11 protein-coding genes are annotated in these 13,261 nt (G+C 64.7%); 5 read left to right on the forward strand and 6 right to left on the reverse strand.

Annotated elements, in window-relative coordinates; all coding sequences use genetic code 11:
- Positions 1 to 76: 76 nt before the first annotated feature.
- On the forward strand, positions 77 to 883 hold the full coding sequence (locus tag ACQR1B_RS18840; protein WP_434836076.1) for a DUF2076 domain-containing protein: 807 nt from the start codon (positions 77 to 79) through the stop codon (positions 881 to 883).
- An 87-nt stretch (positions 884 to 970) separates the two neighbouring features.
- On the opposite strand, the gene ACQR1B_RS18845 is transcribed toward ACQR1B_RS18840, so the two are convergent.
- On the reverse strand, positions 971 to 1,762 hold the full coding sequence (locus tag ACQR1B_RS18845; protein WP_434836075.1) for a L,D-transpeptidase: 792 nt from the start codon (positions 1,760 to 1,762) through the stop codon (positions 971 to 973).
- Between the two features lie 308 nt (positions 1,763 to 2,070).
- Here ACQR1B_RS18845 and ACQR1B_RS18850 point away from each other — a divergent pair, with 308 nt between their 5' ends.
- The gene (locus ACQR1B_RS18850) at positions 2,071 to 2,850 is read left to right on the forward strand and encodes a protein phosphatase CheZ (RefSeq protein ID WP_434836074.1); all 780 of its coding nucleotides are present in this window, start codon (positions 2,071 to 2,073) and stop codon (positions 2,848 to 2,850) included.
- Positions 2,851 to 2,968: 118 nt separating this feature from the next.
- Here the strand turns inward: ACQR1B_RS18850 and ACQR1B_RS18855 are convergent, their stop codons facing one another.
- The gene (locus ACQR1B_RS18855; protein ID WP_434836073.1) at positions 2,969 to 3,478 is read right to left on the reverse strand and encodes a hypothetical protein; all 510 of its coding nucleotides are present in this window, start codon (positions 3,476 to 3,478) and stop codon (positions 2,969 to 2,971) included.
- A gap of 329 nt (positions 3,479 to 3,807) precedes the next feature.
- Between ACQR1B_RS18855 and groES the strand changes: the two genes are divergently transcribed.
- The 3 genes from groES to ACQR1B_RS18870 all read left to right on the forward strand — a co-directional run bounded on the left by groES (position 3,808) and on the right by ACQR1B_RS18870 (position 7,199).
- Entirely contained in the window at positions 3,808 to 4,104 is a 297-nt protein-coding gene (gene groES / locus ACQR1B_RS18860) for a co-chaperone GroES (protein WP_008961387.1), read from the forward strand.
- Between the two features lie 120 nt (positions 4,105 to 4,224).
- On the forward strand, positions 4,225 to 5,868 hold the full coding sequence (gene groL, locus ACQR1B_RS18865) for a chaperonin GroEL (protein WP_434836072.1): 1,644 nt from the start codon (positions 4,225 to 4,227) through the stop codon (positions 5,866 to 5,868).
- Between the two features lie 140 nt (positions 5,869 to 6,008).
- The gene (locus ACQR1B_RS18870; RefSeq protein WP_434836071.1) at positions 6,009 to 7,199 is read left to right on the forward strand and encodes a hypothetical protein; all 1,191 of its coding nucleotides are present in this window, start codon (positions 6,009 to 6,011) and stop codon (positions 7,197 to 7,199) included.
- Positions 7,200 to 7,242: 43 nt separating this feature from the next.
- Here ACQR1B_RS18870 and ACQR1B_RS18875 read toward each other — a convergent pair whose 3' ends face one another.
- The 4 genes from ACQR1B_RS18875 to ACQR1B_RS18890 form a co-directional block, all read right to left on the reverse strand.
- On the reverse strand, positions 7,243 to 7,419 hold the full coding sequence (locus ACQR1B_RS18875; protein ID WP_434836070.1) for a hypothetical protein: 177 nt from the start codon (positions 7,417 to 7,419) through the stop codon (positions 7,243 to 7,245).
- A 176-nt stretch (positions 7,420 to 7,595) separates the two neighbouring features.
- Positions 7,596 to 10,541, reverse strand: a complete 2,946-nt coding sequence (locus tag ACQR1B_RS18880; protein WP_434836069.1) for a hypothetical protein — start codon at positions 10,539 to 10,541, stop codon at positions 7,596 to 7,598.
- Between the two features lie 356 nt (positions 10,542 to 10,897).
- Positions 10,898 to 11,308: an META domain-containing protein gene (locus ACQR1B_RS18885; protein ID WP_434836068.1), complete on the reverse strand. Its 411-nt coding sequence runs from the start codon at positions 11,306 to 11,308 to the stop codon at positions 10,898 to 10,900.
- Positions 11,309 to 11,445: 137 nt separating this feature from the next.
- On the reverse strand, positions 11,446 to 13,110 hold the full coding sequence (locus tag ACQR1B_RS18890; RefSeq protein WP_434836067.1) for an L-lactate permease: 1,665 nt from the start codon (positions 13,108 to 13,110) through the stop codon (positions 11,446 to 11,448).
- Positions 13,111 to 13,261 lie beyond the last annotated feature (151 nt).

A 13,261-nucleotide genomic window follows, 5' to 3' on the forward strand; every position in this document is an offset into this window, starting at 1 on the left:
CGACTGGCCGGACCACAAAGTCCCCCTAAATCTTGGCCGCGCTTCGCCGGAACAAGGCAAGCGGCAGGAGAACCACATGACACCGCAAGAACGCCAACTCATCGACGATCTGTTCGACCGGCTCGCCAAGTTGGAGAGTGCGCCGCGTGATCCCGAGGCTGCCGCCGCCATCTCCCAGGGGCTGCAGCAGGCACCCCATGCCGTCTACGCGCTGGTGCAGACGGTGCTGGTGCAGGACGAGGCCCTGAAGCGCGCCAACGCCCGCATTGAGGAGCTGCAGCACGCTCAGGCCCCGCAGCAGGCCCCCTCCGGCGGCTTCCTCGATTCGATGCGGGACAGCATCTTCGGCTCGAACAGCCGCGGCTCGGTTCCCAACGTGCCGCCGCCATCGGCCAGCCGGCCGGTGTGGAACAGCGGCCAGGCCATGCCGCCGGCCTATCAGGGCCAGCCCGGTTATCCCGCTCAGCCCGGCCCTTATGATCAAGGCGGCTCCGGCCAGCCGCGCGGCGGCATGTTCGGCGGCGGAGGTGGCTCGTTCCTCGGAACGGCGGCAGCGGCGGCGGCCGGCATGGTCGGCGGTTCGCTGCTGCTCGGCGGCATCCGCTCCATGATGGGCGGCGGTCAGCACCAGGCCTTCGGCGACACCACGATCATCGAAGAGCGGGGCGGCGGCGCCAGCCCGTGGAGCGGCGACCAGTCCGGCGGCTCGCTGGCGCAGGATGCGGGCCTCGGCGATATCGGCCGCTCCGGCGACGGCGGCGGCCGTGCCGGCCTGTTCGACCAGGCCTCGTCCGACAATAGCGGCAATGACGGCGACGATGCCGATTTCGACGCCGACGACGGCTATGGCAACGATGACGACGGCGGCAGCGACTACGCCTGACGCATCGTCCTCATCACGCCCGAAAATCGCGCAGGCCGCCCGGTGGGCGGCCTTCTTGCGTGAGGATCACCGTCGGGCCGGCGGTCGTCAGAGCACGATCACCCGGGCGCCGACGTTCACGCGTCCATAGAGGTCGATCACGTCCTCGTTGCGCATCCGGATGCAGCCCGACGAGACGTTGGTCCCGATCGTCCAGGGCTCGTTGGAGCCGTGGATCCGGTAGAGCGACGAGCCCAGATACATGGCGCGGGCGCCGAGCGGATTCTGCGGTCCCCCTTCCATGTGCCGCGGCAAATCGGGCCGGCGAGCGAGCATCTCGGCGGGCGGCGTCCAGTCCGGCCATTCGCGCTTGGCGGAGATCGTCTTCACGCCCGACCAGGTGAAGCCGGGACGGCCGACGCCGATACCATAGCGCAGCGCCCGGCCCTCGCCCTGCACCAGGTAGAGGAACTTGTTCGGTGTATCGATGACGATGGTGCCCGGCCTTTCTTTGCCGTCATAGTCAACGATCTGTTTCTCGTATTTCGGATCGAGCGGCCGCTGCGTCTGCTCATAGGCCTCCTCGTCCGGATATCCCTGCGGGGCTGCTGCGCCCGGCATCGACGGCTGCGGCCCGTAATAGGACGGCTGCTGCTGGTACATCGGCTGTCCCGACTGCGGCACGGCGCGCCCGCCTTGCGGATCGCCGAACAGGAATTCGATGAAGCCGCCGCCCATGCGCGAGCGCTCGACATAGGCGGTGCGCACCGGCGCCGTCTGCTGCGGCGGGCCGCTATAGATCACGGTCGGCTGCTGAAAACCCTGGGCCTCGGCCCGAGCCAGACCTGCATAATAAACGCATGCGCCGGCCAGCAGCGCTGTGGAGAATGATCTGAACATCGACGTACTCTGTACTGTTTCGTCTGAAGACTGTTCGTCGCGCGAGGCTTCGAGGCCGCCGCGTATCGTCAATAAAGAGCAAAACCCGATCGCTTTGGTAAACGCAGACCGCCGCGGGATTCACCATCGCTCCGGATGGGGGCGGATTCGGTCGCTAGCGTTTATTTTGCATGAAGGCCCGGGCCGCATGGTTAATCGTCGATGCACGGCGCACGCGGGCGTTGTGCAACCGCGGTTCCCGGGCGTGAACGCGATGTTAAATAGCCTCCGAGTAGAACTGACGTCAGTAAAAGGTCAGGGACACTCTCATGCCGGTTCGCAAGCGTTTCCGTATCGAAGAAGCCATCGTCGGCCATATGCCGGAGCCCGAGTTCGTGGGCGGCGAGATCGGCCCCAACCACAAGGAAATCATGGACGAGCTCCGCGCGATCCGCGCCCAGATGGCCAACGCCATCCGCAGCGGCGGAAACAGCAATGCCAACGCCGCCATCGAAGAATCGGCGGCACGTGAGGTCGCCGAGGCGCGCGCTCTGCTCGAGACCTATCGCGCTCAGATCGAGCAGTGCGAGAAGCTGAAGGTCGAGCTGGACCTGATCCATGACGCGATCAACCGCACCAAGGGCGAGATCGCGACGCTCCATGCCAAGAGCTTCAACGGCGAGGAGATGGCCAAGGTCAACGGCGAACTCGGCGCGGTCGTCGGTGGCACCGAGCAGGCCACCCAGCAGATTTTGGAGGCCGCCGAAGCGATCGACAATGCCGCCAGCGCGCTTGCCAAGGTGGACTCGGCCGATCAGCAGAAGATCCTGAGCGAGGACATCCAGGAGCGCGTCGTCTCGATCTTCGAGGCCTGCAACTTCCAGGACCTGACCGGCCAGCGCATCAACAAGGTCATGACCACGATGAAGTTCATCGAGCACCACATCGTGGTGATGATGGACATCTGGGGCGGCGTCGACGCCATCAAGGCGCATGTGCCGCCGATCGTCGACACCCGCGAGGGCGACGCCAGGCTGCTGAACGGTCCGAAGGCGGAAGGCGACATCGGCCACGCCTCACAGGACGACATCGACGCGATGTTCAACTGAGGCCAATTCAGCGGCCGAGGCAATGCCTCCGTCAAGCCAATCAGAGCATATGAAGCGCCGGCGTCACCGCCGGCGTTTTTCGTTCATCCTGTGAGGGAGTGGACGATGCGCCTGGATCTCAGGCGCGCGGTCCGCAGCGGACATAGACCATCGTCTGGTAGCGGGTCGCCGCGTCCTTGTCGATGAAACGGGTGATCAGCACCCGGCCGTCGAACGACACGACCTCGCGATCCTGCTCACCGCCCGGAGGGCCGGCGGGACCGATGTAGTTCTTGCCGCTGGCGGAACCCTTCAGCCGCAGTTCCTGCGGCGTTGCCTGGTCGGCCAGATGCATCACGACACCGCCGGACGAGCCGGCGCCGATCGTATACGGCTGTCTGCACTGTGCCAGCGCCATCTTCTCGGTTCGCGCGCGGTCGTTCGGATTGTTGTAGGCGGCAAGGCCCCATTTGCCCACGAGATCTTCAGCCCGGATCGTCGCCGGCACCTCCGGCTCGACCGGGGCCTCGGTTTGCGTAGGCGTCGACGGCGACAGGTTGAAGCCGCCGGCGCACGCCCCCAGGAAGATCGTGAGCGTCGACGCGATACCGAGATTGGCGATCGGCCGCGCGCACCGTGGACTCGTCATGGCATCCCCTTAGGAACAAGATCGTGGCTGCCCCCGTCCGGCAACCAAGCGCAAAAAGCGCGTCGGAGCAACGACGTCGGATGGCGACGCCGCTCCACTAACATGTCTGGCCCGGGACAACATCCCCTAACAGCCTCAAGAAGGGCTTAACCGCCGGCCTTTGCTTGACAGGATCGGCGCCAAGCCATATTTCCGGCAGCGGTCTTTAGCACTCGGAGGGCATGATTGCTAAGGCCGCGAGTCAGTTGGTGTCACGTGGGCGCCAAATGTGGCCGGATTCAGATTTCCTCCGACAGCAACCTACCGAAACACCCCCAAAGGGATCCGTCATGGCTAAATCGAAGTTTCGTCCCCTGCACGATCGCGTCGTGGTTAAGCGCATCGACGCCGAAGAGAAGACCAAGGGCGGCATCATCATTCCCGACTCCGCCAAGGAAAAGCCCTCGCAGGGCGAAGTCGTCGCCGTCGGCCCGGGCGGCCGCGACGAGAGCGGCAAGCTGATCCCGATCGACGTCAAGGTCGGCGACCGCGTGCTGTTCGGCAAGTGGTCCGGCACCGAGGTCAAGCTGGACGGCGAGGAGCTCCTCATCATGAAGGAGTCCGACATCATGGGCGTGGTCGCCTGATCCCAACCGTCCAGGGCGGCGCCCTGCCGCCTTGGACGATAGCGCTCTGCAACCTCGTCGAGGCTACAGACGGGCGGTCACGCCCCTGGCCTTCGTGGTCCACTCCAGGAGAAATTTGAAATGGCAGCCAAGGACGTCAAATTCGCCGGCGACGCACGCGACCGCATGCTGCGCGGCGTCGACATTCTCGCCAACGCCGTCAAGGTGACGCTCGGCCCGAAGGGCCGCAACGTCGTCATCGAGAAGAGCTTCGGCGCTCCCCGCATCACCAAGGACGGCGTCACCGTCGCCAAGGAGATCGAGCTCGAGGACAAGTTCGAGAACATGGGCGCGCAGATGCTGCGCGAGGTCGCTTCCAAGACCAACGACCTGGCCGGCGACGGCACCACCACCGCGACCGTGCTCGCCCAGGCCATCGTCCGTGAGGGCGCCAAGGCGGTTGCGGCCGGCATGAACCCGATGGACCTCAAGCGCGGCATCGACACCGCGGTGGCCGCGGTCATCAAGGACATCGAGAAGCGCGCCAAGCCGGTCGCCTCCTCCGCCGAGGTCGCCCAGGTCGGCACCATCTCCGCCAACGGCGACGCCGCGATCGGCAAGATGATCGCCCAGGCGATGCAGAAGGTCGGCAACGAGGGCGTGATCACGGTCGAGGAGAACAAGTCGCTCGAGACCGAGGTCGACATCGTCGAGGGCATGAAGTTCGACCGCGGCTATCTGTCGCCGTACTTCGTCACCAACGCCGAGAAGATGACCGCCGAGCTCGACGACGTCTACGTGCTGCTGCACGAGAAGAAGCTGTCGGGCCTGCAGGCCATGCTGCCGGTGCTCGAAGCCGTCGTGCAGTCGGGCCGTCCGCTGCTGATCATCGCCGAGGACGTCGAGGGCGAGGCCCTGGCCACGCTGGTCGTCAACCGCCTGCGCGGCGGCCTCAAGGTCGCGGCCGTCAAGGCGCCGGGCTTCGGTGACCGCCGCAAGGCCATGCTGGAAGACATCGCGATCCTGACCGGCGGTCAGCTGATCTCGGAAGACCTCGGCATGAAGCTCGAGAACGTCACGATCAAGATGCTCGGCCGCGCCAAGAAGGTCGTGATCGACAAGGAGAACACCACGATCGTCAACGGCGCCGGCAAGAAGGCCGACATCGAGGCGCGCGTCGGCCAGATCAAGGCGCAGATCGAGGAGACCACCTCGGACTACGACCGCGAGAAGCTGCAGGAGCGGCTGGCCAAGCTCGCCGGCGGCGTCGCGGTGATCCGCGTCGGCGGTGCGACCGAGATCGAGGTCAAGGAGAAGAAGGACCGCGTCGAGGACGCCCTCAACGCGACCCGCGCCGCGGTTCAGGAAGGCATCGTCCCCGGCGGCGGCGTGGCCCTGCTGCGCGCCAAGAAGGCGGTCGGCCGCATCACCAACGCCAATTCGGACGTCCAGGCCGGCATCAACATCGTGCTGAAGGCGCTCGAGGCTCCGGTGCGCCAGATCTCCGAGAACGCCGGCGTCGAGGGCTCGATCGTGGTCGGCAAGATCCTGGACGAGAAGTCCGAGACCTTCGGCTTCGACGCCCAGACCGAGGACTATGTCGACATGGTCGCCAAGGGCATCATCGACCCGGCCAAGGTCGTCCGGACCGCGCTGCAGGACGCCTCGTCGGTCGCCGGCCTGCTGGTCACCACCGAGGCGATGGTCGCCGAGCTGCCGAAGGAAGCAGCTCCCGCGATGCCGGCCGGCGGCGGCATGGGTGGCATGGGCGGTATGGGCTTCTGAGGTCCATCGATACCACCTGACGCATTCAGAAGGCCGCCTCCGGGCGGCCTTCTTTTTGGCCGAGTGTCCGCACCGGGGGTGCAGCAAGGGCAAATCGGCGCTACAGCTTGAGGCCGATTCAGTCCCACGAGGATTTTTAGATGCGCGTGATTTTGCTTGCGCTGGCCGTCATTGCAGTGGCCGCGCCGGAACTCGGTTGGGCCCAGACCAAGAGCGGGACTAAGCCCCCCGCCAACGAGATACGCTATTTCACCGCGATCGACGGCCTGATGGACGGCAATGCCGACGTGATCCTCAAGGAGACGCGCCAGGGCAAGGCCGTGACCGCGGCCACGCTGGACGTCTGCTATCCCGTGGCGAAGAATTCGGACCGCAAGGACCGGTTCGTCGTCACCCTCACCGCCAACGGCCAGACCTTGACCGGCGCGACCCAGAGCAACGGCGCCAAGGAGCCGGTCACGGTGAAGCTGACCCGCAAGCCGAACGGCGACACGTTCGAGTTCCGCGGCCAGATCACGATCGGCAAGAGCGTGACCGAGGTGGCGTCGACCGACAATTCGGACGTCAGCGAAAAGGAGTTCCTGGAGAGCCAGTCGACCGACGACGGCATCAGCGCCCAGCCGAAGGACTTCACCGACGTCTCGCCGGAGGCGGTGTCGGTGCGCCTGAAGCTGGAGGCGGTGACAGACTTCCTCAAGAGCCTGAAGGGCCAGGATGTCGAGGTGTCGCTCTCCAGCCTGATCGTGACCTGCGATGCCTTGCGCGCGGGCGAGCAGACCGTCAGCGTGACCGTCGATCCCGAGCGCGCCGGCGCGTTGATCGCGAAGGCGCGGGCCATGAACGGGGTGGTCACGGCGGGCTGGACCGCCGGCACCGTCGAAATGGACCGCACCATCCGCTTCGCCGCGACCGACTGGCGCGACGGCGACAAGATCAACCGGGAGAAGCTGGCGGGCGCGATCTCCGACGTGCTGGCCAAGACCTACAGCGCCAAACCGACGAGCGCGGTGTGGAACCCGATCACCGGCAAGCTGAAGCTGAGCCTGAAGCGGCCGAGCCAGTTGATGCCGGCGCTCGAACTCACCGACGTCATCGAGGTCACCGGCCTCGTCTCGGCCGACAAGCCGGGCGGCGCGGACGCGTTGATGCTGTGGATCAGCAGCCCGACGACGACCACCATCGACGAGGCCTCCGCGGCCAAGCTGGTCCTGTCGGACGAATCGTCAGGCGACGAGGAAGGCGATACGCGCGACGATGGCGGCGCCATCGACGAGCTGGCCAAGGTCTTCAAGGCCAAGCGCTGGGACGCAGACAACTCGGTCTGGAAGTGAAGCCGCCCAATCCCAGCGCCGTTGCAAACAATGCTGGGAGTGCCTAGCGGCCAGCACGCTCGAGATAAGCGTCAACGCGTGCCTGAATCAGGGCATCGAGGGCGCTTTGCCCGGCCGAAGACATTGTCACACTGTCCTTTTGCAGCGCTGAACGTGATGCAAAGCCGGGAAGCGCCGCCGCGCCGGTGATCGCTTTGTCCTTCGGCTCGTCGAGGGACAAGGCAACGATGAGCCGGTCCAGAACGTTCGTCGTCCCGCATGAGAAACAGCAATCGCCCGTTTCGCACCCACACCTCACGCGCTTACTGTGATGTTTTTGCCCGCGCCCACCGGATGCAGACGGCTCGCGCCTGTCTCGGCTGAGCACATCACGACCATGCCGTCGAAGATTTCCGGTTAGTCGAGCGCCGCTTCAAGGCGAGCGAGTTCGCGCTCGTTGCCGCAGTCATCGAGTATCGCTGGGAACTTATCCCGCAGCGGCTTCGACAGAACCCAGCCCAATGGCGGCACGATCGATGGTTTGGGGCGGCCGGCCGGGTCCACGTTGTCCGAGATCGCGCACATCGCAAGATGTGAAAAATGCGGCGCCTCCGCGGCGGTGAGATCAGGCTCCGATTTTGTCTGGCTTGCGCTGTCGCTCGCGGCCTGGCTGGCCCTGGCTGTCAGGCTTGAGTTCGGGCGCGCGTTCGAACCCGTAACCTGCGGGTCTCGCGTGAACCAAATCGTGTTGCGCTCGGCGCAGATGGCGGAGGCCAACGCCGCGGCGGCCAGCCGGCCGCGTGCCTCGCGCACAGCGGCGATCCCGATCAGCGGCGCGGTCAGTTCGTTGATGAACGAGACGACCGGGCCCTCGCCATCATTGGTGTTCCATCGAGGCGGAAAAAGACCAATCTGGGCATCGTTGAAGCGTAGGACCGACTCGTTTGCCGCCGCAACTCCTCCAGCCCTTTCGGTGCTGAGGAAGCAGGCCCCATCTTCCTCCAACGTCCGCACTCGCGTCCGGCCTTTGGTGAGTTCGGGATCGCTGCTGATCTGCAGCACCACGAGCTTGACCTCATGGCCTTTCCGCCTGATAGCGCTGCGCGCATTTCGCGCGAGCTCCAGCGCAGTCGCTGCACCGTAGTTCTCGAAATATCCGCCGTCGATCACATAGCCACGATTGATCGTCTCGGTGGCTTTCCCCTGACCGGTCCGGACGAGAAGCTTACCGGCCGGAGACACATAGGTGAAGCGCGCGCTGTTATGCGCGGCAGTGCTGGCGCGAATGTCGGAGGCCAGCACGCTCAGTTCGTCGAAGCTGTCCAGGAAGGTGTCCTTCTCGATCATGAGATTGCTCGTGATGATGCGACGGCCCGTTTCCTGATGCGTGGCGTTCAGGAAAAGCGCCGGCCGCCAGTTCGTCTGCAGATCCTCGCGGCGCGGAAAAAAGCTGAGGAAGGAATGGTTGAGCCGCCCCTTGCTGCCGCGCTCGAAAGCGAGCTCCAGCGCGGCGCCGCGATCGAACTGCCCGAAATCGGGCAGGAAATTGGAGGGCGCATCGGTGAATACGAGGCTGGCGATGGCGGGGGCGAGAAAGTCGTCGTGCAAATGGCCGGTCGGCTGTTCGCCGAAGTGCCGCGCAGCGATGTAGTTCATTGCGCCGACACTGCCGCCGGAGACGCCGCTGATGGCGAAGACGAACTTGTCCAGCGGCAAGCCCTTCGTAGCAAGGTCGGCCTCCAAACGACCGAGCACGGTTGCCGTCCAATAGGCCGCTCGGATGCCGCCGCCCGCGGTTGCAATGATGAGCATCGGCACCGGCTTGCCGGCGTTCTTGCCGCCCTCGTGATAAAGCCGGTCGGCCTGCTCATACCAGGCGAGCGCGGCCTCGGCGATGCCCGGCCTCGCGGCGACGTCGGGGATCGGCTGCCAGCCCTTCGACGGGGCGGGAGCCGCCGCGCATGGGCTCGTCGCGCACAGGCGGACGCGATGATACGAGCGCATCATCGAAGTGAGCGAAGCCAGCAGCAGCAAGAACAGCATGCATTGCCCGGCAAACTTGAAACGCTGGGCCCTGTCGTTCATATCCTCCACCACGAACGTGCCGAACCAACCGATGCCGTTGATCGTCGCCAGCACTGCGCCAAAGGCAAGGAAGCAGACGTTGAGCGAGCCAAGCGCACTGCCAACCACGGTCGGGGCGAACCACACGACAGGCAGGATCAGCACTGTGGGGATGATGAGATAGAGGGTGAGATCGGCATGACTTTCGGCAGCCGCATTGAACGTGCGGCGTCCACGGCTGACGCAAAACAGGAAGATCGCCGCCGATGCAGAGATCGATAGCGTTGCCAAGGTAAGGCCAGTCACTGCTTCGGTGACGTATTCAAAAATGGCGACGACGCCCAGCAGGACGACCACAAGGACCATGATCCACAACAAATGCCGCTTGGCGCGGTCCGGCTTGATCAGCTTCTTGCGCTTGGAGAGGTAGGCGACGTCGACGGTCCACATCGCCCAAGTCACGAGCGCAATGATGATCGGCGCCGCGAATACGAGGCAGTTCACCAGGCTGGGCATGTTTGTGCCTGGACCGGTGACGATGCTCCACGCAGCGAGTGCCAGACTGAGCGCGGCCGCCATGTGCGCGCAGACGCCCAGCACTCGCGGCGGCCAGAACACCCAGAATTCCTCGCCCGTGAGTTCACCGAATTCGTAGTTCAACCCGAGGCGCGCGGAATGCCAGTTGTTGAGCGCCCAATAGATCAGGATCGGGCAGAGCATGAAGATCTGGAAATAGCGCTCCCCCAGCAGCCCGACGCCTAGATCCCGGCCTTGTCCCTGATAGAACAGCAGCGCGGCTGCACCGATGGTGACAGCGAGTGGCATCCACATCGCCCGCATTGCCCGCGCAAACTCGCTGCGGAACCAGGGCCCAAGCTTGAGAAGCAGCAGGCAGATCGCAAGCAGTGTGACGAAATTGATGAGACTGACGATGGCATTGTCGATACCCAGGCCGCGCAGCACCGCGCTCAGCGCGAAACAAGCCAGTGCGATGCCGGCGATCTGCCGGGTGGGGATCTTGTCATAACGCTGCTTTAGCCAGCCGCTCGTGGCCTGCTCAGCAACAAAATCACGGCCGCGCGCGACGAAGGCGCGGCCGCGCTGGGCCTGCCTTGCGACAAACGCGCCGGCGGCGGTCTCGCGCGGCGGCTGGCCGCCACCGCGGTTGTCCTGGTCTTTGAAAGGCCCGTGGAGATCCGCGGTTTGGCGTTCGTTGATTTGCGGATCTGTGACCTGCGGATCAGCAAACCGCGAATCCGACCCATCCGGATTTCTGTGCTCGCCGTCTTCATTGGCCATGGCAGGCCTCAAAAATTGACGATCTGCCAGCGCCTCTGGCTGATCAGGACGACTAATTTGCTATCTGTAATTGCATCTCTTTATCATGCCGACGCGATCGGCGGGAGAGCATTCATAGGAAAAACGTCTTCGTAAATTGACGGACGCGCCGAATGGTAGATCGGTGGTGTCCTGGTATGCAAAATCTCGGAGTCGGTTCGCGCAAAGATATGCGTCGAACGAGAGTTGGAGCTCTCTCCGATTCGACCGAACGCATGATCACGAAGATCGGAAATCCGTTTTCCCGACGGATCATGCTCCGGCGTTGTCAGATCATGCTGCGATTTCGACAATCTGCAGCACGATCCCGCCGCCTCTCAATTGGTGTTGAGCCGGAAGCGCAGCGTCTTCGGCCCGCTGAAGGTGATCAGGTCACCCTGGCGCTTCCAGTTCGTCGCCGCGCTCAGCGCTGCGATCAGTTCGTCATCCGCCTGGGCGCGCGCCGCGGGGCAGTTGCGATCCTCGATCTTGCCGGCGATGAACACGATGGTGTTGCCGGCGACCGAAAACTGGCCCTTGCCGCCCTTGCACCAGAGCTCCAGCACGGTGTCGCCCTTGTCGCCGATGTCGAGATCGGGCACCCGCTTCGAGCCCGGCTGCGGCAGCGCATCGAGCGTCATCTCCATGCCGAACGGAAAGTCCTCTGCCGCCGAAGCCGGCCGGAGCGCCGGTGGTGCCAGCAGAAGAACCGCGGTGCAGCCGGCCGCGAAATGTCTGAACGTGAGCATGCCCCCTCATCAAGCTGTCGGAACGCGATCGGCGACGATTCGCGCTGGCCCTGCACGGCTCTCCCACAAATGTGACGCAAACATAGCAATCTCCGCGTCGCTGCCGCGACGCGGGGATTTTGTTTCAGACGACGGCGCTACTTCAGCACCATGGCCGTGAACGGGTAGACATAGGCCTGCAACGTGACGAACAGGCCGACCAGACAGGCCAGCACGATCGAATGCAGGAAGACGTAGCGCAGGATCGAGCTCTCGTGGCCGTACCAGTTGGTGGCGGTCGAGGCGACCACGATCGATTGCGCATCGATCATCTTGCCCATGACGCCGCCGGAGGAGTTGGCCGCGGCCATCAGGATCGGCGACAGGCCGAGCTGCTCGGAGGTGATCTTCTGCAGATTGCCGAACAGCACGTTCGACGCCGTATCCGATCCCGTCAGCGCGACGCCCAGCCAGCCGAGCAAGGTGCCGAAGAACGGATAGAACACGCCGGTCGCCGCGAAAGCGAGGCCGAGGGTGGCGTCGACGCCGGACAGACGGGTCAGCGTGCCGATTGCGAGCATCGCCGAGATCGTGATCAGCGAGATCGCGCAGAGCCGGATGGTGCGGCCATATTCGGCGATCAGCCGGCCGGGTCCGACGCCCATCAGCACACCGGAGATGATCGCGGCGATCAGCATGCCGGTTCCGGTGAAGGTCAGATAGGTGAACGAGAACACCGCGCCCTCCGGCGTCGGCTTCGCGGCCACCGGCGGCATCTTGTTGATCAGCTTGTCGAGCTCGGGCACCGGATAGCTCCAGGTGAAGATCGAGTTCGCCCAGCTCTTGAAGGCGCCGTTGCCCCAGATCAGCATGATGACGCAGACGATGATCCAGGGCAGCAGCGCGCCCCACAGTTCGCCTTGCGTCAGCGGCGTACGGTCCAGCGGCTTCGCAGCCGCCATCGTGGACGCCGACTCGTCACGGCCGCGCAGTGCCGGCGACAGCCAGAGCTGACGAGGCTGCCACACTTTCAGGAACAGGATCAGCGCGCCCATCGAGATCAGCGAGGCGCCGATGTCGACGATCCACGGATTGATGTAGTTCGAGATCAGGAATTGCGGCACCGCGAAGGTGACGCCGGTGACCAGGATCGCCGGCCAGACGTCCTTCATGCCTTTCCAGCCGGCAAACGCCCACACCACCCAGAACGGCACGATCAGCGAGAATACCGGCAACTGGCGGCCGACCATCGCGCCGAGGATGTAGGGATCCAGCCCCGTCACCGAGGCGAGGCCCTGGATCGGCGTGCCCAGCGCGCCATAGGCCACCGGCGCGGTGTTGGCGATCAGCGACAGGCCGGAGGCCGCGAGCGGCGAGAAGCCGAGACCGATCAGCACGGCGCCGGTGATCGCCACCGGGGTGCCGAAGCCGGAGGCACCTTCGAAGAAGGCACCGAAGGAGAAGGCGACCAGCAGCAGCTGCAGGCGCCGGTCTTCGGTGACGCCGCCGATGGCCCGCTTAAGGAGTTCGAAGCGGCCGGTCGAGACCGTGACCTGGTAGAGGAAGATGACGTTCAGCACGATCCAGCCGATCGGGAAGAAGCCGGTGACGACGCCGAGCACCGTGGCGCGCAGCGACATGTTGGCCGGCATCGTGAAGACGAAGATCGTAATCAGGTTGGTCAGGATCACAGCGATGATCGCCGCGATATGCGCCTTCACTTTGCCGCTGGCGATCAGCACCAGCAGCGTCACCACCGGGATGGCAGCCGCCAGCGTCGACAGCGCCGAACTCCCCAGCGGGTCGTAGATTTGATTCCACATCGTCACTTCTCCCCCCACGTTCTTGTTGTTGGACCCGGTCCGGCGGGGCGGACCAGATCTGCCTCGCCCCGGGCCCAGCCGGGCAAGAAGCCGAGAAAGGAGATCACGAAACCGGCAATGCCCAACTCTGCTCAAATTCTCGCGAAATCTG

The sequence above is a fragment of the Bradyrhizobium oligotrophicum genome (genome assembly GCF_051168495.1).
In the GTDB taxonomy this organism is placed as follows: Bacteria; Pseudomonadota; Alphaproteobacteria; order Rhizobiales; family Xanthobacteraceae; genus Bradyrhizobium; species Bradyrhizobium oligotrophicum_A.